This window comes from Streptomyces sp. a15, assembly GCF_059026085.1.
Window position 1 is genome coordinate 17,619 of sequence record NZ_JBWLKM010000027.1, and the last position, 24,278, is coordinate 41,896.

The following is a 24,278-nucleotide window of genomic DNA, read 5'->3' on the forward strand; positions in this document are numbered from 1 at the left end:
GGACAATGCCGGAACAACTGAAGGACAAGGTCGCCCTGGTCGCCGGGGCGACCCGGGGAGCCGGGCGGGGCATCGCCATGGAGCTCGGGGCGGCCGGCGCCACGGTGTACGTCACCGGCCGCAGCACCCGCACCCACCGCTCCGAGTACGACCGCCCCGAGACCATCGAGGACACCGCCGACCTTGTCACCGAGGCCGGCGGCCACGGCATCGCCGTACCCACCGACCACCTCGACCCGGCACAGGTCCGCACCCTCGTCGACCGCATCGCGGGCGAACAGGGCCGCCTCGACGTCCTCGTCAACGACATCTGGGGCGGCGAGACCCTCTTCGCCTGGGACACTCCCGTCTGGGAGCACGACCTCGACAAGGGCCTGAGACTGCTCCGGCTCGCCGTCGAGACGCACGCGATCACCAGCCACCACGCCCTGCCGCTGCTCCTGCGCCACCCCGGCGGGCTGGTGGTCGAGATGACCGACGGCACCGCCGAGTACAACCGCGACACCTACCGCGTCAACTTCTACTACGACCTCGCCAAGGCGTCCGTCCTGCGGATGGCCTTCGCCCTCGCCCACGAACTCGGACCTCGCGGCGCCACCGCCGTCGCCCTCACCCCCGGCTGGCTGCGGTCGGAGATGATGCTCGACAACTTCGGCGTACGTGAGGACAACTGGCGCGAGGCCACCACCCGCGTCCCGCACTTCGCCATCTCCGAGACACCCCGCTACGTGGGCCGCGCCGTGGCCGCCCTCGCCGCCGACCCCGACGTGGCGCGATGGAACGGCCAGTCCCTCTCCAGCGGCGGGCTGGCCCAGGTGTACGGCTTCACCGACCTCGACGGCAGCCGCCCGGACGCCTGGCGCTACCTCGTCGAGGTGCAGGACGCGGACAAGCCGGCGGACACGACCGGCTACCGCTGAAGTGTTGTGTCACCCGAGGGCAGCGGCCAACGCGCCGCATGCCCCGGCGGCAGCGCCAGATCCTCCCGCACGGCCGCGTAATAGCCCTCGCGTCCGATGCGCTGCCGTTCCATCAGGGCCTGCCACGCCCGCTGGTCACGAGTCTCCTCGCGCAGGAACCGTTCCATCTCCATCACGGAAACCACCCAGGTCCGGGCCCGCTCCACGACCTGCGGACTGCCCAGCAGGATCAGCGCCTCCCGGACGGATCCCGGGCCTGAGTCGCCTCGGCCATCAGCGGAGCCGCCTGCTGCGGGGACATCGGATGTGGGTGCGGGTCGTTGCCGAGGTGGGCGGCGACCCGGTACGTCAGCGTGACCGACTTCTTCAGCGTCCGTGCGTACTCGGCGTACACGGACAGCTTGCGCTCCTCCCAACGGGCCGCCTGCTCACGGCGGAACCTGGCCCGGTCGCTGCGCACGAGGGCGACGTACGAGCCGAGCGCGCCGATCACGACACCGAAGAGGGCGGGGAGTTGCTGCAGGAACGCGGACATGGCGGCACGGTACCTGCCCGGTTGATCGTTCCGGCACTACCTTCGGCACCATGACGCACACACAGCGCTTCGAGGGATACGGCGTTCTCGTCACCGGCGCGGCCCGCGGCATCGGCGCGGCCATCGCCCGGCGGTTCGCCGAGGAAGGGGCACAGGTCCTGGTCACCGACGTGGACGCGCCCGCGGCGGAGCAGACCGCCGCCGCCCTGTGCCGACAAGGGCTCACCGCCGAGGCCTACCCGTGCGACGTGGCCGACCGGGACGCGGTCGAGGCGGCCGTCGCGTACGCCGTCCGGACCTTCGGCGCGCTCGACGTCCTCGTCAACAGCGCCGCCTGCTGCACACCCGACGTCCCGCTCTTCGAGGACGAGCCGGACGAGGAGTGGGCGCGCGACCTCGACATCACGCTGACCGGCGCCTACCGCTGCTGCCGTGCGGCGCTCCCGCATCTGGTCGCCTCCGGCCGCGGCGCCATCGTCAGCGTCGGCTCCGTCAACGGCCTCCAGGACTTCGGCAACCACGCCTACAGCGCCGCCAAGGCAGGACTGGTGTCCCTGACCCGCACCCTCGCCGGACACGCGGCCGCGCGGGGCGTCCGCGTCAACCTGGTGGCACCCGGCACCGTACGCACCTCGGCCTGGGAGGGCCGCGACGACGACCTCGAAGCGGTGCGCGGCCTCTACCCCCTGGGCCGCGTCGGCGAGCCCGAGGACATCGCCGCGGCCGCCGCCTTCCTCTCCTCGCGCGACGCGTCCTGGATCACCGGCACCACCCTCACGGTCGACGGCGGACTCATGGCGGTCAACACGGGATTCCGTCGCGCTGTTCAAGGAGGTGAGAGCATTTAGGTAGGGATGCTTAAGTGTCCATGTAGATCTTTTCACTTGTCCTTACGCCTCGTGCGGGGCAGCGTTCTCGTGTGCAGCCCGAATCCCCTTGGCGTACCGCCGACTTCCGCGCCCTGTTCGCCGCGACCGCGCTCAGCCAGCTCGGCACGAACATCGGCTACGTCGCCCTGCCCCTGTTGGCCGTCGCCGCACTGGACGCGGGCCCGGGACAGGTCGGCGCCCTGGCCACGCTCGGCACCCTGGCGTTCCTGCTCATCGGGCTGCCGGCCGGGGCGTGGGTGGACCGGATGCGGCACCGCCGGGTGCTGATCGCGGCGGACCTCGCACGTACCGTGCTGTTCGCCTCGATACCGCTCGCCTGGTGGCTGGACGCGCTCACGCTCGGCCAGCTGTACGCGGTCGTACTGCTCAGCGGCTGCGCGACCGTGTTCTTCGACGTCGGCTCGCAGAGCGCCCTGCCCCAACTCGTCGACCGGGACGCCCTGGTGCCGGCGAACGCCGCCATGGTCGGCCTGCAGGCGGTGGGCAACGTCGCGGGGCGGGGTGCGGGAGGGGGCCTCGTCCAGCTCCTCGGCGCGCCCGTGGCCGTGCTGTGCACCGCGGTCGCCCATCTCGCCTCGGCCGTCCAACTCGTCTTCGTCCGGGGCAAGGAGGCCCCGTCCGGACCGGCACGGGACACGGGGCTGGCCGCGCAGATCGCCGAGGGCCTGCGACACGTCCTCGGCAACCGGGAACTGCGCGCGCTCGCTCTCACCGGGGCCCTCACCAACCACGGTTCCCAGCTGGTCAACACCATGCTGCCGATCCTGTTCGTGCAGGAACTCGGCCTCTCCGCAGGTGCGTTGGGCCTGTACTGGGCGGCAGGCGGCGTCGGCCTCCTGCTCGGCGCCCGGTGTGCCCGCCCCCTCGCCGCCCGCCTCGGCCACGGCCGAACGCTGGGCCTCGGAGGCCTCGTCCTGGCGCCCGCCGGACTCCTGGTCCCGCTGATCGGCCCCGGCCCCTGGCTGTGGATCGCCGGAGCGGGCTGGACGCTGGCCATGTTCAAGACCGGCGTGGACAACGTCCTCGGCGTGAGCCTGCGCCAGAGGATGACGTCCGACGACCTCCTCGGCCGCATGAACGCCACGTTCCGCTTCCTTCTGACCGGCGCGCTCGCCATCGGTGCCGCCGTGGCGGGCCTGCTCGGTGAACTGGCCGGTGTGCGGGCGACGCTCTGGGTGGGCGGAGCCTTCCTGGCGGTGGCCTTCCTGCCGGTCTTCCTCTCGCCGGTCCGCACCCGCCGGGACCTCCCGCGTCAGCACACGGAGCCGGAGCCGATGGCCGGAGAACCAGAGCCGAAGCTGAAAGAACCGGAGCCGACATGAGGGCGGGTCGGGCGCCGGACGCGAAACTTCACCGTTTTGTCACAGCCTGACCAGCCCTACAACCGACACCCCCGCACACCGGTCTAGCAGTCGAAGAAACGTCACACGCAGGGAGAGGTCAGGCCATGGGGGACATACGCAGACGGGGCGCCGCCGCACTCGGGATCACCGGACTGGTGGTACCGCTCACGCTCGCGCTGGGCGCCACGCCCGCGCAGGCGGCGAGCTGCACCACACAGACCGGCCCCTACCAGAAGCAGGTGGAGAAGTTCCTCGGCCGGCCGGTCGACGGCAAGCAGTCCGCCGCCGACTGCAAGGCCATCCAGGGCTTCCAGAACAAGCACGGCATCACACCGAACGCCGGCTACGCGGGCCCCGTCACCTGGGGCGTGATGGACCTGATGCTGAAGCAGAAGGCCGTCGGGACCAACCCCAACAAGGCCGGCAAGTGCCCGGTCAACAAGGGCCGCATCGCCTGCGTGAACCTGACCCTCCAGCTGAGCTGGATCCAGGACGGCAAGAAGCTCGTCCACGGCCCCGTCCCGGTCCGCACCGGCCGCAACGGCTACGAGACCCGCACCGGCCTGAAGAAGATCTACTGGCGGAACATCGACCACGTCTCCAGCATCTACGACGTGCCGATGCCCTACAGCCAGTTCTTCGACGGCGGCCAGGCCTTCCACTCGGTCGGCGTCAGCATGTGGAACCCGCCCGGCTCGCACGGCTGCGTCAACATGACGAAGACCTCCGCCAAGAAGTACTGGTCGCTGCTGAAGAAGGGCGACGACGTCTTCGTGTACGGCCGCAAGCCGGGCACCTGACGCAGCACAGGTACCCGGCCGGCACGGGACGCTCAGGCCCCCGGCGCGTCCCCGAAGTCCGGGATCTCCAGCCTGGCCCCGCCCTGCCGCGCGGAGTCGTGCGCGACGATGCCCGGCAGGGTGTAGCGGGCGGCCACCCACGCGTTCACCGACGGCAGCGTCCGCGTGTTCACGGCGGTCACGAAGTCGTCCACCAGGAAGTGGTGGCTGCCCTCGTGGCCGTTGTGCAGGTTGTCGAACTCCCGCGGCAGCCGCGCCCGGTCGTGCACCGGCGCCGATCCCGAGGTGAAGGCCGCCCGCAGGTCCGGCGCGATGTGCTGAAGCGACGGATCGTCAGGAGACATGGTGGGCTTGGGCTCGAGCAGCTCGCTGATGTCCTTCACCCCGTTCTTGTCCTGCCACAGGGCGACCGTGGCGAGCTGCTCCATGCTCCCCTCGGTCCCGAAGAACCGGAAACGCGACTCCCTTATGTGGGAGGGATAGCCGACCCGCCGGAACTCGTTGGTACGGAACGACCCGCCGCCCGCCACCTCGAACAGCGCGGTCGCGTTGGAGACGTCGTTGCCGAACTGGCTGACGTCCTTGTCGAACACCCCGTCCCCGCGGTCGTCGACCACCCCGATCGCCGACACGCTCACCGCGTGCGTCTGCCAGGCGCCCAGCACGCCGCCGATCGAGTGCGTCGGGTACAGCAGCGGGGGATAGCTGGCGGTCGCCTTCCAGCCCTCCCCGCCGCTGTACTGGTACGCCTCGTAGAACCCGAGATCCATGTCGTGGACGTAGTCGCCCTCGGCGTAGAAGATCCGCCCGAAGGCGCCCTCGGCGATCTGGTTGCGGGCGTGCACGGTCGCCGGGTTGTACTGGCTGGTCTCACCCATCATGTACGTCAGCCCGGTCGCCTTGACCGCGTCGATGATCGCCGCGATCTCCCCGGCGGTGATCGCCATCGGGACCGCGGAGTACACGTGCTTGCCGGCGTTCAGACCCTGGACGACCAGCGGTCCGTGCGTCCAGCGCTGAGTGAAGATCGCGACCGCGTCGACGGCCTTCGACTCCAGCATGGCCTCGTACGAGGGGAAGGTGCCGGTGAGGCCTTCGGCGGCGGCGAGTTGCCCGGCCCGTTCGGGGAGCAGGTCGGTGACGTAGACGTCGCGGACGCCGGGATGGGCCAGGAACAGCTTGGCGAACTGGCCCGAGAACTGTCCGGCGCCGACGATGCCGAGGGAGAACGTCATGGATGGCGTGCCCTTCACTGGTCGATTGACTGGTCGACTCACTGGTCGAGAATCAGATTGATCTGGTCGTTGGTCTCGTCGAGGCTGCTCACGGACTTGCCGTTGCCGTAGATGTCCTGCATGGCGGGGTGCATCAGCGCGAACATGTCCGCCGAGTAGTTGGTGATCGGGAAGGAGAAGGTCGTGAAGTCCTTCTTGTCGGCGACCGGCTCGGTGAACGCCGAGACGTCGATGCCCTTCTTCTCGTACGCCGCCACCGCGGCCTTCGTGCCGTCAGGCGTGGCCGGGAAGACGATGCCGTAACTCCCCACCGTCTTCTGGCACTCGTTCGACGCCAGGTACTTCACCCACTTCTTCGCGCCCTGCTTGTTGTGGGCGTTCTTGGTGATCGAGTCGGCGAGGCCGTTCATCATCGTGGCGCGCTTGCCGGTCGGGCCGACGGGGGTGACGGCGGTGGCGATGTCCAGCCCCTTGAAGCCGTCGTACGACGAGATCATCCAGGCCCCGTCGAAGGCGGCGGCCGCCTTGCCCGCGGCGACCTGTGTGTTGGCCTGGTTGGACTGGGAGTTGTAGTCGGTGAAGGGGGCCAGGTAGCCCTTCTTCGCCAGGCCGAAGTACCACTTGATGACCGACTGGAAGGTCTCGCTGTCGTACTGGTACTCGGTGCCCCAGCGCTTCTTGTCGGTGTAGGACCAGCCGGCGGAGGCGGTGAAGTTGCTCCACTGGGTCTGGCCGTCGCCGTCCCCGCCGCCGTTGGTGGCCAGGCCGTACACCTTGACGTTGTTCTTGTCGAAGCCGGGCTCGTCGCCCCGCCTGCCCTTGTTGTCGATCGTCAGATGGGCGATGGCCTTCTCGAAGGTGCCGCCGTCCTTCGGGTTCCAGGCCAGGTCGTTCAGCCGGCCGGCGGTGAGGCCCGCGTCGTTCGCCATCTTCCGGTTGTAGAAGAGGGCGACGGTGTCCCAGTCCTTGGGGGCGCCGTAGCGGTGGCCGTCCTGGCCCATCCAGTTGGCGGCGAGGCCGGGCTGGTAGTCGGCGTCCTCGATCCCGAGATCGTCGAGCGGCTCCAGGACGTTGAGGTCGGCGAACTGGCCGAACTTCTGGATGTGGTCGGTGAACACGTCCGGCTGGGTGCCGGCGATGAAGCTCGCGGTCAGCTTGGTCCAGTAGTCGTCCCAGCCCATCTGGGTGAGCTTCACTTTCAGTCCGGGGTTCTGCTTCTCGAAGTCCTTGGCGCACGCCTGGTAGGCGGGCAGTTGGTTGGCGTCCCACAGCCAGTACGTCACCGTGTTCGCCGACGCTCCCGTGCCGTTGCCCTGGGCGCATCCGCTCACCAGGGAGAGCGCCAGCGCTCCGGCCAGTGCCGCGACCGTACGAATTCGCATGTCGTCCCCTTACTTGATTCCGGTGAAGCTGATGGACCCGACGATGCGGCGCGCGAAGAACCCGAACAGCACGAGCATCGGCAGGGCGGCGATGAGCGTGGCCGCCATGAGGCCCGACCAGTCGATGCCGGTCTGCGGAGTCTGCGCCCGGAAGATGGCCAGGGCCACGGTCAGCACGCGCGAGCTGTCGCTGTAGGACACCATCAGCGGCCAGAAGTAGTCGTTCCAGGAGGTGATGTACGTCAGCACGGCCAGGGTCAGGACCGGTGTGGACGCCATTGGCAGCAGCACCCGGAAGAAGATCCGCACCTTCCCGGCGCCGTCGAGGAGGGCGGCCTCCTCGACCTCCCTCGGAATGTTCATGAAGAACTGCCTCAGGAAGAACACCGCGAACGGCGTCATGAACATCGTCGGCAAAGAGATCCCGAGCAGCGTGTCCACCAGGCCGAGTTCCTTGATGAGCACGAAGTTCGGCAGCAGCGTGAAGATGGTCGGCACCATCAGCCCGGCGAGGAACAGCGCGAACACCTTGTCCCGGCCGCGCCAGCGCAACCGCGCGAAGGCGTAGGCGGCCATGGCGGAGAAGAAGATCTGGCAGACGGTGACAAGGGTCGAGACGACCAGCGAGTTGAGCAGATAGCGCCAGAACTTCAGCCCGCCGCCCGCACCGCCCTGGGCGATCGCCTCCTGGGTCGACTGGAGGCCGAGCGCTCGCTCGAAGCCGCCGGTGGTCACGTCGACCGGCAGCGGGTCGGCCGGGTTGGCGGCGAGCCCGGCGTTCGAGGACAGCGCGGTGCGCAGGATCCAGTAGAACGGCAACAGGGTGATGAGCACGATCGCGACCATCACCGCCCAGGCCGCGACCCGCCCGAGGGAGGGCCGGCGCCTGAGGGGGCGTACGTGTGTCTGTGTCGTCGGAGCGGTCACAGTGGCCATGTCGAACTCCTTCCGCTCAGCCGAGGTCGGTCTGGCCGGCCCGGGTGAGCCGGTACTGGATGACGGTGATCGCGCTCAGGACCACGAGCAGGGCCACGGACATCGCGGACGCGTAGCCGAACTGGAAGCGGCCGAAGGCGGCGCCGTAGATGTAGAACTGGAGCACGTTGGTGGCGTTCGCCGGTCCGCCGCCGGTCGTCACGGCGACCGTGTCGAACACCTGGAACGAACCGATCACCGTCATGATCAGCACGACCGCCAGGACCGGCCGCAGCAGCGGCATCGTGATCCGCCAGAACATCCGCCACTCGCTCGCGCCGTCCACCCGCGCGGCCTCGTACATGTCGCTGGGGATGGCCTGCAGCCCCGCGAACAGCAACAGCGCGGTGTAGCCGACGTGCCGCCACACATTGATCAGGGCGATCGTCGGGATCGCCCACGTCTCGTCCGCCAGGAACGGGATCCGGTCGGCACCGACCGCCGCGATGATCTCGTTGCCGATGCCGAGCTGGGTGTCCAGGATCCAGAGCCAGACGATGCCCGCGACCACGTTCGACATCAGATACGGCGTGAGCACGATGCCGCGCAGCAGGGCGGACTGCGTCAGCCGCTGGAGCAGTACGGCGATGGCGAGGGCCGAGACCGTCTGCGCACCGATGTTGATGATCACGTACTCGACGGTGACCGTGAGGGAGTCCCAGAAGATCGGGTCCTGGACCATCCGCGTGTAGTTGTCCAGGCCCACCCACTCCGCCGGGGTCAGCAGGTTGAAGCGGGTGAAGCTCAGATAGATGCCCCGCAGCGTCGGCCAGAGCAGGAAGACCACGAAACCCAGGAGCGCCGGCGCGATGAACACCGCGGCCAGACGCCCGTCGCCCCGGTTCTCACCGGCCCCCGCCCGTTTTGTCCTCGGCTTGGTCCGTGCCCCCTCGACGCTGCCCACTGGCAGACGCGATGGAGGGCTGCTGGAGGCGATAGTCATCGGGAGACTCCCTCGTCTGCGGCGGCTCGTCCTCGAGCCACTTACTTTTGTGGCGGAAGAATCCAGCCGTCAAGAGGCGTGCAAACATCTTTCCCAGGACCTGCTGGACGCCATAGAGTGGCCACGTTGGTTTTATGACGAAAGAAATCTCTGTGGGAGTCTGACTTACATGACCGCAGGTGCCGCCAGCTGGCTTCCCCTGAGCTCCGGCGAACGCTCGGTGGCGATCGAGGTGCTCGTCCACGGCCCCTTGTCGCGCACCGAGCTCGCCCGGCGCCTCGACCTCTCGGCGGGCAGCCTCACCCGGCTGACCAAGCCGCTCATCGAGTCCGGCCTGCTGGTCGAGGTCCCCGAGGCAGGCACCTCGGCGGAGGTCCGCCAGGGGCGCCCCTCGCAGCCGCTCGACATCGTCGCCGAGTCCCGCTCCTTCCTCGGCTTCAAGATCACCGAGGACATGGTCTACGGCGTCGTCACCACCCTCCGCAGCGACATCGTCGCCCGCCACGACCGGCCGCTCACCACCCACGACCCCGCCCATGTCGCCGACCTGCTGGCCGAGATGACCGGCGAGCTCGCCCGGGTCCACCCCCGGATCGCGGGCGTCGGCATCGGAGTCGGTGGCCTGGTCCAGGACCGGGCCGTGGTGGGGGAGTCCCCGTACCTGCACTGGCGCGAGGTACCGCTGGCCGAGCTCGTCGAGGAGCGCACCGGTCTGCCGGTGGTCGTCGAGAACGACGTCGCCGCCTTCGTCGAGGCCGAGACCTGGTTCGGCGCCGGGCGCGGCCTCGACCGGTTCGTCGTCCTCACCATCGGCGCCGGCATCGGCTACGGCCTCGTCCTGGGCGGCAGGCGCGTGCCGAACGCCGAGGAGGACCGCGGCTTCGGCCGGCACTGGATCGTGAACCCCTACGGCCCTCTCACCCTCGACGGCGAACGCGGCAGCGCCGTCTCCCTGTTGACCATCCCCAACATCCGCTACCAGGTCCATGCCGCCACCGGCCGCGACCACACCTACGAGGAGATCCTCGCCCTCGCCGCCGCCGGGGAGTCCATGCCCGCCCGCGTCATCGACGAGGCCGCGCGCGCCCTGGGCACCCTGGTCGCCCAGATCGCCAACTTCGCCATGCCGCAGAAGATCCTGCTCGCCGGCGAGGGTGTCGGACTGATGGACGTGGCCGGCAAGACAGTCGACGACACGATCCGCGCCCACCGCCACCCGCTCGCCGCCCCGATCGACCTGGAGACCAAGGTGTCCGACTTTCACGACTGGGCACGCGGCGCCGCCGTGCTGGCGATCCAGGTGCTGGTCCTGGGAACGGGCGAAGTGTGAAGTGGGACACGGGGTTTGACGAAGGGACGTGATCAGCAACACGGTCCGGAATGTCCATTTAGCTCATGATTACTCACGTGGCCTTCACGTCCGGAGCCGTATGCTTCACATCATGTCCACCAGTGTTGAACCCGCTACCGAACGGTCGGCTGACGAGGTCAACGAGGAGATCAGGGCCCTGTGGCTCCGGTCGGGCGGGACACTGAACGGCGAGCAGCGCGAGGAGTACCGGCGGCTCGTCATGGAGTGGGCCGCCGCGGCCCCGCCGTCGGCGGAAGCAGCCTGAGCGCCCCTCGAAGACCCCGCCGCCACCTCCTTAATCCCACCGCCGTTTCCTGAGAACCATCGCTACTTTTTCTGACTCCCGCCGCTGCGTTCCGAGCCCGGGCCGGCCGGCCCGGCCTCCTGACGCAGCCCGCCGTGAATCGTGGCGCCGTCCTGGGGCACCCCCGACAGGATGGGCCCCCTTCTGGCACTGGCCTCGGCCGTCTGCTACGGCATCGTCGACTTCGCCGGCGGGCTTCTGTCCCGGCGTACCCACTTCGCCGCCGTCACCTTCCTCGGCCAGATCGGCGGACTGCTGCTGGCCCTCGCGGCAGCCCTCCTGCTTCCCGCCGACGGCGTCCGGTCGGCGGATCTCCTGTGGGGTGCGCTGTCCGGCGTGGGCAGCGGCACCGCCATGCACTGCCTCAACAGGGGGCTCAGCCGCGGCGCGATGAGCGTCGTGGTGCCGTTGAGCGCGGTTACGGGGGTCGCGCTGTCCGTGCTGTGCGGGGTGCTGCTTCTCGGCGACCGGCCGACGCCGCTGGCGTGGGTGGGCATTGCCGTGACGGTGCCCGCGCTCTGGTTCGTGGCCGGGGGTGACGGGGACGGCGGCGGGGGAGTGTCGGACGGCCTGCTCGCCAGCGCGGGCGTCGCCGTGCAGTACATCGCGCTCGCCCAGACGGACGCGGCGAGCGGGCTGTGGCCGGTGGCCGCGGGCCGGGTCGCCGCCGTCCTCGTCCTGCTGCCCGGCGCCGTACGGCACGCCGGGCGCCTGCGGATACCGCCGGGGCGATGCGCCGAGGCGCTGTTGGTCGGGGCGGGGGCGGCCCTCGGACTCGTGCTGTATCTGCTCGCCGCCCAACGGCAGTTGCTGGCCGTCGCCGTGGTGCTCGCCTCCCTCTATCCGGCCCTCCCGGTCGTCCTCGGCCTCGCCCTGCTGCACGAGAAGGTCACCCGGAGACAGACGGCCGGTCTGCTGGGGGCAGCCGTGGCCACGGTGCTGCTGACCCTCGGATGAGCCCCGTCGGGAGCCCCGGCCGGTCAGCCCCACGTCGCCGAGTAGTACCGCCGATACGCCTTGCGGTCCTGCTCCGCCCGGATGTACCGGGTGGCCACCAACGCGATCAGGCTGCCCGCGATGACCAGCAACCCGGGACCGACGTTCCTGGGGTCGGTGAGCCGGGACAGCAGCGGCTCGCCCGCCGTACCGCCCGCCACCGGAGCCGACGCCCCGGGCGTGGCCGCACCGGGCGCGATCGCGCTCTGCGTGGCCGAGGCCGACGGCGTCGGCGAGGGTGCCGCGCTGCCGCCCGCGGCAGGGGCCGCCACGAGCAACTGGACGTCGAGGTCGGTCAGGGCCTTGGTGATCGGCTGGAAGAACGTCGTACCGCCCGACTGGCAGTCCCCGCTGCCGCCCGAGGTCACGCCGAGCGCGACGCCCTCGGAGAACAACGGCCCCCCGCTGTCGCCGGGTTCGGCGCACACGTTCGTCTCGATCAGGCCGGTGACCGTGCCCTCGGGATAGTTCACCGTCGCGTTCAGCGCCGTCACCTGACCGTCGCGCAGCCCACTGGTACTGCCGCTGCGGAACACGCGCTGCCCGACGGACGGATCGGCCGCGCCCGTGATCTGCACGCCCTTGCCGTCACCGATGGCCACCACGGCGGCACCGTCGCCGGCCTTGCCGTTCGCGTACTGCACCAGGGAGAAGTCATTGCCCGGGAAGCTCTGCGTGACCGTCTTGCCCACCTGCTCCCTGCCGCCGGTGTCCGAGAACCAGACGGAACCGGTGGGTCCGCAGTGCCCGGCGGTGAGGATGAAGTCACGTTGGCCGTCGGTCACGTTGAAGCCGGCCGAACAGCGTCCGGCGGTCGACAGGAGCGGCAGTGCGCCGTTGAGCCGGGGCGTGAACGTGCCCTCGGTGCGTTCCATGCGGACGAACGTGCCGATGCCGTCCGCGACCTGCGTCATCCGGGACCAGTCGTCGGCCGAGACGGTGCTGTCCCCTCGTACCACGATCTGGTTGGTGCGGTAGTCCATCGCCCACGCCGTGCCGGTCACCCGGGGCGCCGAACGCAGCGTCGCCGTCGCCGACTTGAGCTCGTTCATGCTGTGCGAGACGACCTTGGCCTCGGCGCCCGCGCGCCGGACCTCGGCGGCGGCCTCCTTGTCGGTGACCGCGACGACCGGCCGGCCGTCGTCACCGATCCAGGTGCCCGCCGTACGAGAGCTGCCGAGCCGTGAGGCGAGCCCGGCCCCGGTGTCCGTGGCCTCCTGGGCGTACGTCCGCGGGACGGCCGAGGCGGCGGGCGGCTCGCTCGCCATGGCCCGCGTCACCATCGTGCCTCCCAGGAGGAGTCCGCCGACGGCCGCCAGCCGTGTCACTCGCCGGACGACCCGTCGTCGTGCGTGCCTCATGCATGGCTCCCGAACCCGAACACGCGGTGTGAACACCGCGGGGCCCTCCGGTTGTTGAGCGCCCACCATCCATACGTGGCCGGGGACCGGCATGTTCACGGCACGGGCGATCTCTCCGAATCCGCCGAGGCCGGACCCCTGCCCGACCGGCGTCGACCGGCGCGTCGACCGGTGTCATCCGGCGGACCGGACACCGGAGTCGACCGGTGTGCCGCCCGGCGTCGGCCCGAGCCGCGCCCAGCTGGACGCGTCGCCCCACACGGACGCCGTGTCGACGTAGGGGCGCAGCAGCGCGGTGAGCACGGGATCGCCGCGTCCGTTCAGCTCGTCCGAGGCGATCCTGCGGGCGACACCGGCGAGGAAGTCGGCGAACTGCACCCGCGGATCCTCCCGCGCGACCACGAGCCGGAACCCGTCGAGGCCGGCCCCGGTCCGCCGGGCCGTCTCCTCGATCCACGCGATGCGCTCCGGCGTCAGCATGTTCTGACGGTCGTGCACCAGCCGGACGGGCCGGCCGTCCGCGCTCCAGTGCGCGGCCGTGGCGACGATGGCGGGCAGCAGGGGGTTGAGGACCGGGATCAGGGTGGGGCCGCCGGTGACGACCGCCCGGTAGGAGTCGGCGCGGGACCGGGTCGCCGCGAGCCGGTCGAGGATGTCCGACACGGGCGGACGGGGTTCCGCGCGCCGCAGGCTGTCCACGCTCCGGAAGAAGGCGTCCACGGGCTCCTGCGGCTCGCCGTCGTTCCTGACCCGCAGCAATTGGTTGGCCGCCGCGAGGAACCCGCGCCACCGCTCGGCCCCGAAGGTCCGCCGCCCCTCCCGGAACAGCGTGACGGCCTCGCCCGACGCCTCGCCTTCGCCTTCGCCTTCGCCTTCGCCGAGCAGCAGGTCGACGGCCCGGTCCACGACGAAGAACGTCTTCTCGGTGAGATGCACATGCGCGTGCCCGTGGATCGGGCCGGCGGGCGCGAGCAGCCACTCCAGAACGGCCCGGTGCTTCTCCCGCAGCAGATGGTTCGCCTTGTACTCCTCGGCGGGCGAGCGGATCCGGTCCCGTATCTCCTGCACATACCCGGCGGCCGACTCCACGGACAGCCGCACACTCGCGTGCGCGAACACGTCGGTGTTCCCGCCGGTGAGGTTCTCGCCGTCCGACCCCGACTCGTCGCAGGCCACCTCACGATTCCAGGTCACACCACAGCCCCCTATCTTGTGCCCCATGACCAGGATCCCGCACGAAACGTCCGGTGAACCGAATCCCCTGCGCGCGCTCACCCTCGACCGCCTCCGACGCCGTACGAGCATGAAATGGCGCACCTATCCCGAGGACGTCCTTCCCCTGTGGGTCGCCGAGATGGACGTCCCGCTCGCCCAAGCCGTGGTCCGCGCGGTCACCGACGCCCTCGAACTCGGCGACACCGGCTACCCGGCCGGTACCGCGTACGCCGAGGCGCTCGCCGCCTTCGCCGACAAACGGTGGGGCTGGGACGGGCTCGCGGTGGAACGCACCGCGATCGTTCCGGACGTGATGTTCGGCGTGGTCGAAATGATCAAACTGGTCACCGGACCCGGCGACCCGGTCGTCGTGAACCCGCCCGTCTACCCGCCGTTCTTCCAGTTCGTCGACCACATGGACCGACAGGTCGTCGAAGCCCCGCTCGGCCCGGACGGGCGCCTCGACCTCGGCATACTGGAGGACACCTTCCGGCAGGCCGTCGCGGGCGGCCGCCGGGCCGCCCACCTCCTGTGCAGCCCGCACAACCCGACCGGCACCGTGCACACCGCCGGCGAACTGACCGCAGTCGCCGCCCTCGCCGACCGGTACGGTGTGCGGGTCGTCGCCGACGAGATCCACGCGCCGCTCGTCGCCCAGGGCGTGGACTTCGTGCCGTACCTGAGCGTGCCGGGCGGCGAGAGCGGCCTGTCCCTGATGTCGGCGTCCAAGGCGTGGAACCTCGCCGGTCTCAAGGCCGCGCTCGCCGTCGCGGGCCCCGCGGCCGCCGCCGACCTCGCCCGGCTGCCCGAGGAGGTCGGGCACGGCCCCAGCCACGTCGGCGTCATCGCCCACACCGCCGCCCTCAGCGACGGCACCGCCTGGCTGGACGCCCTGCTCACCGGCCTCGACGACAACCGGCTCCTGCTCGCCGACCTGCTCGCCGAGCACCTGCCCGCGATCGGGTACCGCCCCGGCGAGGCCACGTACCTGGCCTGGCTCGACTGCCGGGCACTGGATCTCGGCGACGACCCGGCGGACGTCTTCCTGCGGCGCGGCCGGGTCGCGCTCAACTCCGGGCTCCCGTTCGGCACCGGCGGCGCCGGACACGTACGCCTGAATCTGGCGACTTCGCCGGAGATCATCGAGGAAGGTGTACGGCGGATGGCGGCGGCGCTGCGCTGACGCGAGCACGCACGGCGGCTGGGCGGCGCGGTACTTCGGGCCGTGCTCCGCCCTCCCTCGGATGCTGTGCGGCTGCCTAGACTGCCCGTCATGGACGACACGCCGCTGGAGCGGCTCGGCGCGGGCAAGTACCTGCTGCTCACCAGCTACCGCAAGAACGGCACACCGGTCGCCACCCCGGTGTGGGTGGTACGGGACGGGGACACGCTCGGCGCCTGGTCAGCCGCCGACGCCTGGAAGGTGAAGCGGATCCGGGCGCGTGGTGACGTCCTGGTCGGCCCCTGCGACCTGCGCGGCAACCCGACCGGCGACCAGGTGCCCGCCACCGCCGAGATCACCGACGCGGAGACCACCGCCCGCTACCGCAGGCTCCTCGCCCGCAAGTACGGCGTCGTCGGCCGCCTCACCCTGCTCGGCAGCCGACTGCGCCGGGGACTGGACGGGACCGTCGGGATCCGCGTGACACTGTGACGTGCGGGGCACGGGCCGGGCGGCCCGTGCCCCGCACGCGAGCGGTTACGGCGCGTCCAGCACCGTGCCCGTCAGCACCGGACGGTCCGGCAGCGGCTCGGCGTCCCAGTCGGTCAGCGCCAGGCGCATCGACTCGGTCGGCTCGGCCACCTGATCGCGCACCGTCGGCACGGTGAATTCGACGCTGGTGGTCCCGGCCGGGATCTCCATCCACACCCACAGGTTCGCCTCGGACAGCGGGCGCTCCGGGTCGGGCGAGTCACCGGAGTAGTCCAGGAGCCACTGCGGATCCACGTCCTTGGTGGACAACTCGGCGCCCTCCGAGACACCGAGCACCCGCACCGGCTGCCAGATCTCCACGTCCGCCGCCTCGGCCACGGACATCCGCCAGGTCAGCGTCTCCCCTTCGGTCACCCGGTCCGTCACCGGCGTCAGGGTGACCACGGGCTCGGGGTCGTCGTTCTGCGCGGTGACCCCGCCCCGGTGCGAGCCGACCACCGCGTTGCGCACCGCCTTGACGACGATGTCGTGCTGCACGTCGTAGGAGAAGCGCGTGTCGCCCTTCACCTCGACCGGTACGTCGATGGCGTTGCTGCCCGGCCGTACCGTCACCAGCTTGTCCGTGCCGAGACCGGTGTCCGGGTCCAGGACATACACGCGGACCTGGCCGCTGCCGCGCCCGGAGATCTCGACCGGGACCCGGTAGGTGCGGGTGCCGGAGTCGCCCTCCTGGACGATCGTGCGGCCGATGTCGACGCGTGGCAGTGCCGCCGGCTTCACCGCCGGAGTGCCGGGTGCCCAGCCCCAGGCGTCCATCAGCCAGGCCTGCCCCGACGGCGAACGCGGGGTCAGCTCAAGGGACTTGACGTGCTTCAGGTCGAGACCGGCCCGGGCGGCGGCAGCCAGCGGGACGCGGACCTCGCGCGCCCAGTACGAGGAGGTGCGATCGCTGCCGGGCAGCCCGTCCACCTGTACCTGGCCGAGTGCGGCCCGGCGTCCCGAGGCGTCGGTGACGGCGACGTCGAGCTTCGTGCCGGTCGTGTTCGGCGGCACGAAGACCCGCAGCGCCAGATCCTTGGAACCGGCGAGGGAGAGCGGCTGGGAGGGGCTGACGCGCGCCGCCGTTCCCGGCGTCGACCACTTCAGCGCGACCGCGCGGCGGCCGGTCTCCCGTTCCGTCTCCCACCATGCGAAGTGCGGCGAGGAACCGGCGGCCTCGGGGTCCAGACAGGCGGCGGCCGAGTCGGGGTCGATCGCCGAACACAGCTCGGCGCCGGTCACCGTCACCGGGCCGTCCGGCAGGAGTCCGGCACTGCGGCGCGCACCGACCGCGTGGGTCAGGACACGGGCGGGGTCCGCCGAGGGCGCCCGCCTGCCCGAGCCGTCGAGCAAGGGGAGCACCCGGTCGTCGCCGCCGACGAACAGCCGGGCCGCGGCGGCGATGTAGGTGGCCCCCGCCTGATGCTGCTGGTCGGCGGTCAGCCGGGTCGCGGCGCTCGGTGAGCACACCGGGTCGGGTGCTTCCTCGTCGTCCCAGAAGTCGTCCCAGGCGGGCGCCTCGGCCTGGCCCGGGGTCCACTCGCTGTTGAAGTAGTTGTGGTTGGCGCCGACCATGTAGACGGCGCTGTGCAGCGCGGTGCCCTTGCTGACGCCGCGTGTCCCGTCGACGTACACCTCGCCCTGGAGGTCGGACACGTCGCCGTCGCAGCCCGGCAGGATCGTCACCGACGGCACGTCCGCGACCGGATTCTGGCCGAAGATGGTCGGTCCGATGAGCACGGTGCCGCGCACCTTCCAGCGCACCGGGCCCCGATAGCCGTCCTGGGCGGCGGGCGGCGGGTAGAGGCTGTCCATGGCGGCCCGGTTCACGCCCTCTCCGCCACGCGAGTGGCCGACGAGCAGGACGCGGGACAGGTCCGCCTTCGGTGCCTCGCGTACGACGGCCGGGGCGGTGGAGGGGCGGGCCGACCAGTCGGCCCAGCGGGCGAGATGCTGCCGTACCAGCGAGGAGCGCGCCTGCGCACCGGCGTCCTCGGCGTCCCAGTCCTGGGCGTTGATGCCGTTCGCCGAGATCGACACCGTCACATAGCCCTGGGAGGCCAGGAGCTTCTGGTCGCGCAGGTAGCCCTTGTGACTGGGGATCGGCTTTGTACCGGCCGGGCAGGGCCAGTCACCGCTCACGTCGTCCTCGGCGCCCGGCTTGTAGCAGGTGGAGTGGCGGCCGTGCAGGAACAGTGCGAGCGGGCGGCTGCCGGTGGCGCCCTGCGGGGCCACGACTTCGGCACGCATCTCGACCGGGGCGGGGAACCCGGGCAGTTTCACCGGGTCGAGGTCGTACTCGCCGGTGACCGTGCGGTACGAGCCGGGCTTGCCGGGGTCGACACCGCCCGCCGGCAGCGGGGCCGGCGGCTCTTCGGCGGCACGGGAGTCCCGCTCGCGCGGCCGAGCGGCCCCATCGGTCGCCTTCGCGTCCAACCGCCTTCCCCCGGCCATGACTTGAAGGTCGGTCAGTTCCTCCGAGCGGGCCTCGCCGAGGTTCAGCCGGAACGTCCGGCCGTCCTTCCCGGCCTGCGGCACCCCGAGCAGCCGGCCCTCGGCATGGAACTCGACGCGCGCGTCCCCCATGGGCACGGTCTTCGGCGCACGCCAGACCAGCTCACGCGCCTCGCCCTGACCGGTGAGCCGCCAGCCCGGCGGCAGCCCGTTGTCGGCATGCGCGGTCGACCGCCCCACGTCGGGCGGCTGTTGGGCCTGTGCCAGTCCTGGCGAGCTCGCCAGGGCCGCCAGCACCGCCACGGCGGTCACACATATTCGCCGGGCACGGATCAATGGTCCCCTCCTCAAAACCCAAGCGCAGGCGCCTCGTTGGTCCCGGACGCCTCTCGCGTCACAAAGGACGGAAGGGAGGGTGCTGTGGGTTGTCTGTGAAGGGGAAATGACCGGAGCCGAGCGATGCGATCAAGCCAGCAGGGCGCGCAGGACTAGTCGGGAGCATGGCGGGGGAAGCGCTTTCCATGAGCCGAACCGCCCACCACCGCGCGGCCGTCGTCGGGACCGGCCACCGCGCCCAGATGTTCACCCGCGCCCTCGCCGAACGCCCCGGCCATCGCGTAGCCGCCCTCTGCGACCCCAGCCCGACCCGGATGGCCTTCCACAACCGGCTGCTCACCGCACCCGGCGAACCCGCCGCCACCCAGTGGGAACCCGACCGCTTCGCCGACCTGCTCGCCAAGGAGGACATCGACGAGGTCGTCGTCACCACGATCGACGCCGAACACGACCGCTACATCGTCCCGGCCCTGAAAGCCGGCTGCCGGGTGGTCACCGAGAAGCCGATGACCGTCGACGCCGAGCGCTGCGCCCGCATCCTCGACACGGTCCGGGAGACCGGCAACACCCTGACCGTCGCCTTCAACTACCGCTTCAACCCGGTGCACGAGAAGGTCCGGGCCCTGCTCGCCGAGGGCGCGATCGGCGAGGTGCTGTCCGTGCACTTCGAGTGGCTGCTCGACGTACGGCACGGCGCGGACTACTTCCGCCGCTGGCACCGGGAGAAACAGAACAGCGGCGGCCTCATGGTGCACAAGTCGAGCCACCACTTCGACCTGGTCAACTGGTGGCTCGCCGACCGGCCGCAGGAGGTCTTCGGCTACGGACGGCTCGGCTTCTACGGCCGTGAGGCGGGCGAACGCCACGGACTGCGCCGCGCCTACGACCGCGCCCACGGCGCCGCCCCCGCCGCCGACGACCCCTTCGCCCTGGACCTCGCGGCCGACGACACCCTGCGCGCCCTCTACCTGGACGCCGAGCAGGACGACGGCTACCTCCGCGACCGCAACGTCTTCGACGGCCCCGTCACCATCGAGGACGACATGGCGGTCCTCGTCCGCTACACCCGCGGCGCGACGATGACGTACCACCTGACCGCCTACTCCCCGTGGGAGGGCTACCGGGTCATGTTCAACGGCAGCGTCGGCCGCCTTGAACTCGAGGTGGAGGAGAGCCGCTGGCAGCCGCCCCGGATCCGGATCAGCTCCGGCCGCGGCGCGCTGCACGGCGACACCGCCGCCGAACACGCGGGCGGGGCGCGCCTCACCCTGCGCCCGCTGTGGCGGCCCCCGGTCGACGTCCCGCTCGAGACCGCCCACGAGGCCCACGGCGGGGGTGACCCGCGCATGCTCGACGCGCTGTTCGGGAGCGCGGACGAGGGTGCGCCTGCCGACTTCGGGGCCGAGGGGCATCCGACGGCCACCGAGCGCGACGGGGCGCTCGCGCTGGCGGTCGGGCTGGCCGCCAACCGGTGCTTCGAGACGGGGCGGCCGGTGGCGGTGGGGGAGCTGGTGCCCGGGGTGGGGGAGGGGTGAGGCGGGGAGGTGCGGTCCTCGTCAGCTCCAGGCCCGGTAGGGCTCGTCGACCAGTTGGAAGACCGGCTCGCCCCGGACCGGGTCCTTCGCGGTGGACAACCGGACCCGGTCCCCGCTGTGGATGCCGATCGGCGGGCCCATGACGCGGCCGCGCACGACGAAGCCCTCGGCCATCTCGATCAGGGACACGTTCCGCGCGGCGGGGGTGTTGCGGTGCACCACCGTGGAGTGCCGGACCGTCCCGGCGCCCTCACTGCGCTCCGTGCGCAGGTCGCTGCCCTGGCAGACCGGACACAGCAGCCGGTGGTACATGGCGGTGCCGCACCAGGTGCAGCGCTGGAAGAGGATGGCGTCCGTGTCCGCGCTCCTGCGGTCCGGAACTCCGGGATCCAGGAGGCCCGTCGCGGAGCCGGCTGTCTGACGAACAACGCTTCCTGAGGGGTGGTACACGCTGGTCAACTCCCTGCACTCGGCCGGAATCCGCGTGCGCGGGTCACCGTGCACGCACGTGCCCGGTTCGCCGTGCCACCGTGCACGCCCTCAGGGTATGGCACTCAGTGCCACTCGTAAAGGTACTCCGTACCCCTTATCGCGGAACCCTCGAGTGGGTGTGCGCTTCCGAGTGCCGGGTTCAGTCGCGACCGAGTGTGGTCTCGATCTCCTGGACCACCCGCCACAGGGGCGCCCCGCGCCGGGAGACCACGACGACCACGTCCTCGGGCTGCTCGCCGCCGGGGCATGCGGGCGGGTCGCCGAAGGCGGACTGGACGTATCCGAGGGCGTGGTCGACCGTGGTGTCGGCGTCGCCCTGTCCGTCCGAACGCAGCCAGGAGCGCAGCGCGTTGTTGTGCGCCGCGACCACGGCGGCGGCGATCACGTCGGCCCGCAGGGTCCCGTCGCGCCGGCCGGTGAACCGGCCCCGCAGATACTCGGCGAGGGCCCGCTCGTAGCGCCACACCACGGACAGCTCGTACGCGCGCAGGCCCGGCACCTTCTTGGTGAGGCGGTAGCGCTGCACGGAGAACGTCGGGTTCTCGGCGTACATCCGGAGCACCAGCCGGGCCGCGTCGCAGACCCGGCCCACCGGTTCGTCCGCGTCGTCGCCGGCCGCGAGGAACTCCGTCATGTCGGCCAGGCACCGCTCGTGGTCGGGGAAGACCACGTCCTCCTTCGAGGGGAAGTAACGGAAGAAGGACCGCCGGCCGACCCCGGCCAGCGCCACGATGTCGTCGACCGTGGTCTGCTCGTATCCCCGCTCCAGGAACAGCTGAAAGGCCGCCGCGACCAGCGCGTCCCGCATGGGCGGCTTCGCGGCCGCCGCCTGCGCCCTCTCACCGCGACGGGGCGTGGGCGCTGCGCTGCTGGAGCTCATGGACGGGAAAGTAGCATCTGACCGGGGTCGATGGCACTCAGTGCATCATTTGGGGGGAACTCAGTGCTCTCTGTGCCCACGACGTCCCCCCTTAGTTCGTCTAGTTCGTCGAACGTACGTCGCATACGATCGGACCCTCCCCAACCGCCGAGGAGTCCCGTGTCTCGCGCCCGCCCCCGTCTCCTGTACGTCACCGACCTGGCCTATCAGGCGCGCGGACGGCGCTACTGCGACGAGGACATCTTCCTCACCTCGCGCCTGCGCGAGGACTTCGACCTCGCCCTGTGCCACCCGCGGGACGCGGCCGCGCTGATGGGCACCTTCGACGGCGTCGTCGTCCGCAACAGCGGTCCGGTCCTGGGCCACCAGGTGGCGTACGAGGCGTTCCGCGAACGTGCGATCGCCGACGGCACCCGCGTCTACAACACGCTCTCCGGCAAGGCCGACATGGCCGGCAAGCAGTACCTGCTCGACCTGAGCGCCGCCGGGTACCCGGTCATCCCCACCGTCGACCGCCCGGAGGATCTGCACCGGCTGCCCGAAACGGACCGGTACGCCGTCAAGCCGAAGCTCGGCGCCGACTCCGTGGGCCTGCGGATCGTGCCCGCGGACGGTGTGCGCGACCTGGTCGACGGGGAGGTCCTGGTGCAGCCGTGCGTCGACTTCGCCTACGAGGTGTCCTTCTACTTCGTCGACGACGACGTCCAGTACGCCCTCTACGCTCCGCACCCCGACCGGCGCTGGCAGCTGGAACCGTACGAACCCACCGCCGAGGACCTGGCCTTCGCACGGCGGTTCATCGACTGGAACAGCATCGACCACGGCATCCAGCGGGTCGACGCCTGCCGTGCCCCGGACGGGCAGGTCCTGCTCGTCGAGTTGGAGGACCTCAACCCCTACCTGTCCCTGGACGCCCTGAGCGACAAGGAAAGGGACACCTTCGTCACGGCGATGAAGGCGTCCCTGCACCGGTTCCTCGCCGCGGAACGGCGCAGGGACTGAACTCCTCGTGCGGCAGGTGCGTATCACTCCCCGGGGGATGCCGGAGGTCCCTGCGGAGGGGACGGGAGGAGACGCTGTATGCCGAAGCCGACCGATCGCGGGCAGCCGCCCGAGCGACCCGACGGCCCGCCCCTCGAACCGGTCCGGGTGCTGCGCCCGCGCAACACCGACGCCCTCGCGGAGCTGATCAGGGAGTTCCGGGAGCAGACCGGGGCGTACCAGGAACGCCGGGAGCACACCGCGGACTATGAAGTGGTGCCGCTGTCTCCCGTCGAGGCGGAGACGCAGGAACTGCCTCCCGTCGCGGACAACGGGCAGGTGACCTCCGCCGGCCACCCGACTTCGAGCGACCACCACCCCGCACGGGGCGCCGTTCCCGTCGGCCGTGTGCCCGGCCTGCGTCGCACCGCCGTCGTGGGCGCCGTCGCAGCGGCGGCCCTGATCGGCTTCGGCTGCGCCTTCCTGCTGCCCGACCGGAGCGACGCCAGTGCGGCACAGCCCGCCCTCCCGTCCACGCCCACCTCCGCCACGCCCACGGCTTCGGCCGCCACCGACCCCGACGGCCCGGGCACCCTCCGCGAAGGAGCCGCCGGCGCCGAGGTGACCGACCTCCAGCAACGCCTGCTGCGCATCCCGAACGTCTACGACCACGGCTCGACCAGTGGGAGCTACGACGCCACCCTGACCGAGGCGGTGGCCCGCTTCCAGGTCTGGTACGGCATCCGCGGCGACGAGACCGGCGTCTACGGCGACGACACCCGGCTCGCCCTGGAATCCCGTACGGGCGGCTGACGGGAGGCCGTCCGAAACCGGGGTACCCGTCGCGAGACATCCAGCGAACGGGAGCGACGTGAGCATGGCGGGCATCGACGCGTTCATCGACCGGCTGGACCCGGACATGTGCGTGGTCACCGCCACGGCGAACGGGGAGCGGGCGGGCTGTCTGGTCGGGTTCGCCTCGCAGTGCTCCATCCGGCCGGTGCGCTTCGTCGTATGGCTGTCCAAGGTGAACCACACCTACCGCGTCGCACAGGACGCTCCGTTCCTCGCCGTGCATCTGCTCACCCCCGGACAGCGGGAGCTTGCGGAGCTGTTCGGCGGGCGCACCGGCGACACGACGGACAAGTTCCAGCATGTCGGCGTGCGGGAGGAGCACGGCGGGGCGCTCGTACTGGAGGACGCGGCGGCCTGGTTCGTGGGCGCGGTCGTGCTGCGCGCCGACGGGGGCGATCACGTCGGCTTCGTCCTCGAACCGGTGGCCGGCGGCGAGCGTGAGCAGGCCGACGACGGACCGCTGCTGCGGCTCGACGACGCCCGCACCATCGCACCCGGTCACCCGGTGGACTGAGGTTCTGCCCCGCTGCTCGAACACCCGGCAACACATCGGGAAAGTGGCGGCGCCCACGGAGTGGCTGCCGTCAGCATGGGCAGTTCCCTGAGCGAGGGACCCCGCACCCCCCAGCCGAAGGCCACGCCGATGAGCGCCTCCCGTGTCCCGGGCCTGGTACTGCCCGCCGTGTTCCTGCTGGCCCTCGTCGTGGGCGCGTTCTGGTACTGGCGCCATCGCGGCGACGACTGAAGACCGGCACCGGACGACTGAAGACCGGCACCGCGGGACGGCTGAAGGACGACAGGG

At 71.0% G+C, this 24,278-nt stretch carries 23 protein-coding genes and 1 pseudogene; 14 read left to right on the forward strand and 10 right to left on the reverse strand.

Going from position 1 to position 24,278, the window contains the following annotated elements:
• Positions 1 to 5 precede the first annotated feature (5 nt).
• Positions 6 to 920, forward strand: coding sequence for an SDR family oxidoreductase (locus AC5P09_RS25890; protein ID WP_493876165.1), 915 nt, complete (start codon positions 6 to 8; stop codon positions 918 to 920).
• Here AC5P09_RS25890 and AC5P09_RS25895 read toward each other — a convergent pair.
• Positions 911 to 1,455 (reverse strand): annotated as a pseudogene (locus tag AC5P09_RS25895) (hypothetical protein). The gene AC5P09_RS25890 and the pseudogene AC5P09_RS25895 overlap by 10 nt on opposite strands.
• Before the next feature lie 50 nt (positions 1,456 to 1,505).
• Between AC5P09_RS25895 and AC5P09_RS25900 the strand changes: the two are divergent.
• The 3 genes from AC5P09_RS25900 (at position 1,506) to AC5P09_RS25910 (ending at position 4,488) form a co-directional block, all read left to right on the forward strand.
• Entirely contained in the window at positions 1,506 to 2,303 is a 798-nt protein-coding gene (locus AC5P09_RS25900; RefSeq protein ID WP_493876166.1) for an SDR family NAD(P)-dependent oxidoreductase, read from the forward strand.
• A gap of 71 nt (positions 2,304 to 2,374) precedes the next feature.
• Entirely contained in the window at positions 2,375 to 3,667 is a 1,293-nt protein-coding gene (locus AC5P09_RS25905) for an MFS transporter (protein ID WP_493876167.1), read from the forward strand.
• A 125-nt stretch (positions 3,668 to 3,792) separates the two neighbouring features.
• Positions 3,793 to 4,488, forward strand: coding sequence for a L,D-transpeptidase family protein (locus AC5P09_RS25910; protein ID WP_493876168.1), 696 nt, complete (start codon positions 3,793 to 3,795; stop codon positions 4,486 to 4,488).
• A 32-nt stretch (positions 4,489 to 4,520) separates the two neighbouring features.
• Here AC5P09_RS25910 and AC5P09_RS25915 read toward each other — a convergent pair whose 3' ends face one another.
• From AC5P09_RS25915 to AC5P09_RS25930, 4 genes are read right to left on the reverse strand one after another with little or no spacing between them, the layout of a single operon-like run.
• Positions 4,521 to 5,723, reverse strand: a complete 1,203-nt coding sequence (locus AC5P09_RS25915; RefSeq protein WP_493876169.1) for a Gfo/Idh/MocA family protein — start codon at positions 5,721 to 5,723, stop codon at positions 4,521 to 4,523.
• Positions 5,724 to 5,761: 38 nt separating this feature from the next.
• Positions 5,762 to 7,105, reverse strand: a complete 1,344-nt coding sequence (locus AC5P09_RS25920; protein ID WP_493876170.1) for an ABC transporter substrate-binding protein — start codon at positions 7,103 to 7,105, stop codon at positions 5,762 to 5,764.
• Between the two features lie 9 nt (positions 7,106 to 7,114).
• Entirely contained in the window at positions 7,115 to 8,041 is a 927-nt protein-coding gene (locus AC5P09_RS25925) for a carbohydrate ABC transporter permease (RefSeq protein ID WP_493876171.1), read from the reverse strand.
• 16 nt (positions 8,042 to 8,057) lie between these two features.
• A complete protein-coding gene (locus AC5P09_RS25930) occupies positions 8,058 to 9,023 on the reverse strand; it encodes a carbohydrate ABC transporter permease (protein ID WP_493876172.1) in 966 nt (321 codons plus the stop codon).
• 169 nt (positions 9,024 to 9,192) lie between these two features.
• On the opposite strand from AC5P09_RS25930, the gene AC5P09_RS25935 reads away from it, so the two are divergent.
• From AC5P09_RS25935 to AC5P09_RS25945, 3 genes are all read left to right on the forward strand, one after another.
• The gene (locus tag AC5P09_RS25935) at positions 9,193 to 10,353 is read left to right on the forward strand and encodes an ROK family protein (RefSeq protein WP_493876173.1); all 1,161 of its coding nucleotides are present in this window, start codon (positions 9,193 to 9,195) and stop codon (positions 10,351 to 10,353) included.
• 100 nt (positions 10,354 to 10,453) lie between these two features.
• Entirely contained in the window at positions 10,454 to 10,639 is a 186-nt protein-coding gene (locus tag AC5P09_RS25940) for a hypothetical protein (protein ID WP_266451309.1), read from the forward strand.
• A 171-nt stretch (positions 10,640 to 10,810) separates the two neighbouring features.
• Positions 10,811 to 11,635 carry an EamA family transporter gene (locus tag AC5P09_RS25945; RefSeq protein ID WP_493876174.1) on the forward strand — a complete coding sequence of 275 codons (825 nt, stop codon included), beginning with the start codon at positions 10,811 to 10,813 and terminating at the stop codon, positions 11,633 to 11,635.
• A gap of 23 nt (positions 11,636 to 11,658) precedes the next feature.
• On the opposite strand, the gene AC5P09_RS25950 is transcribed toward AC5P09_RS25945, so the two are convergent.
• Entirely contained in the window at positions 11,659 to 13,035 is a 1,377-nt protein-coding gene (locus AC5P09_RS25950; protein ID WP_493876175.1) for a S1 family peptidase, read from the reverse strand.
• Positions 13,036 to 13,209: 174 nt separating this feature from the next.
• Positions 13,210 to 14,229 (reverse strand): hypothetical protein, encoded by a 1,020-nt coding sequence (locus tag AC5P09_RS25955; RefSeq protein ID WP_493876176.1) that lies wholly within the window; start codon positions 14,227 to 14,229, stop codon positions 13,210 to 13,212.
• A 25-nt stretch (positions 14,230 to 14,254) separates the two neighbouring features.
• Between AC5P09_RS25955 and AC5P09_RS25960 the strand changes: the two genes are divergently transcribed.
• Together AC5P09_RS25960 and AC5P09_RS25965 are read left to right on the forward strand one after the other, a co-directional pair.
• The gene (locus tag AC5P09_RS25960; protein WP_493876177.1) at positions 14,255 to 15,433 is read left to right on the forward strand and encodes a MalY/PatB family protein; all 1,179 of its coding nucleotides are present in this window, start codon (positions 14,255 to 14,257) and stop codon (positions 15,431 to 15,433) included.
• 90 nt (positions 15,434 to 15,523) lie between these two features.
• On the forward strand, positions 15,524 to 15,904 hold the full coding sequence (locus AC5P09_RS25965; RefSeq protein ID WP_493876178.1) for a PPOX class F420-dependent oxidoreductase: 381 nt from the start codon (positions 15,524 to 15,526) through the stop codon (positions 15,902 to 15,904).
• A 45-nt stretch (positions 15,905 to 15,949) separates the two neighbouring features.
• Here AC5P09_RS25965 and AC5P09_RS25970 read toward each other — a convergent pair whose 3' ends face one another.
• The gene (locus tag AC5P09_RS25970) at positions 15,950 to 18,733 is read right to left on the reverse strand and encodes a hypothetical protein (RefSeq protein WP_493876179.1); all 2,784 of its coding nucleotides are present in this window, start codon (positions 18,731 to 18,733) and stop codon (positions 15,950 to 15,952) included.
• 185 nt (positions 18,734 to 18,918) lie between these two features.
• On the opposite strand from AC5P09_RS25970, the gene AC5P09_RS25975 reads away from it, so the two are divergent.
• Positions 18,919 to 20,268 (forward strand): Gfo/Idh/MocA family protein, encoded by a 1,350-nt coding sequence (locus AC5P09_RS25975; RefSeq protein WP_493876180.1) that lies wholly within the window; start codon positions 18,919 to 18,921, stop codon positions 20,266 to 20,268.
• A gap of 21 nt (positions 20,269 to 20,289) precedes the next feature.
• Here the strand turns inward: AC5P09_RS25975 and AC5P09_RS25980 are convergent, their stop codons facing one another.
• Positions 20,290 to 20,718, reverse strand: coding sequence for a Zn-ribbon domain-containing OB-fold protein (locus tag AC5P09_RS25980; protein ID WP_493876181.1), 429 nt, complete (start codon positions 20,716 to 20,718; stop codon positions 20,290 to 20,292).
• 181 nt (positions 20,719 to 20,899) lie between these two features.
• A complete protein-coding gene (locus tag AC5P09_RS25985) occupies positions 20,900 to 21,640 on the reverse strand; it encodes a TetR family transcriptional regulator (protein ID WP_493876182.1) in 741 nt (246 codons plus the stop codon).
• Between the two features lie 159 nt (positions 21,641 to 21,799).
• Between AC5P09_RS25985 and AC5P09_RS25990 the strand changes: the two genes are divergently transcribed.
• From AC5P09_RS25990 to AC5P09_RS26005, 4 genes are all read left to right on the forward strand, one after another.
• A complete protein-coding gene (locus AC5P09_RS25990; RefSeq protein ID WP_493876183.1) occupies positions 21,800 to 22,642 on the forward strand; it encodes an ATP-grasp domain-containing protein in 843 nt (280 codons plus the stop codon).
• A gap of 78 nt (positions 22,643 to 22,720) precedes the next feature.
• On the forward strand, positions 22,721 to 23,434 hold the full coding sequence (locus AC5P09_RS25995) for a peptidoglycan-binding domain-containing protein (protein WP_493876184.1): 714 nt from the start codon (positions 22,721 to 22,723) through the stop codon (positions 23,432 to 23,434).
• A 64-nt stretch (positions 23,435 to 23,498) separates the two neighbouring features.
• Entirely contained in the window at positions 23,499 to 23,990 is a 492-nt protein-coding gene (locus tag AC5P09_RS26000) for a flavin reductase family protein (protein WP_493876185.1), read from the forward strand.
• Between the two features lie 75 nt (positions 23,991 to 24,065).
• A complete protein-coding gene (locus AC5P09_RS26005; protein ID WP_493876186.1) occupies positions 24,066 to 24,221 on the forward strand; it encodes a hypothetical protein in 156 nt (51 codons plus the stop codon).
• Positions 24,222 to 24,278: the final 57 nt, after the last annotated feature.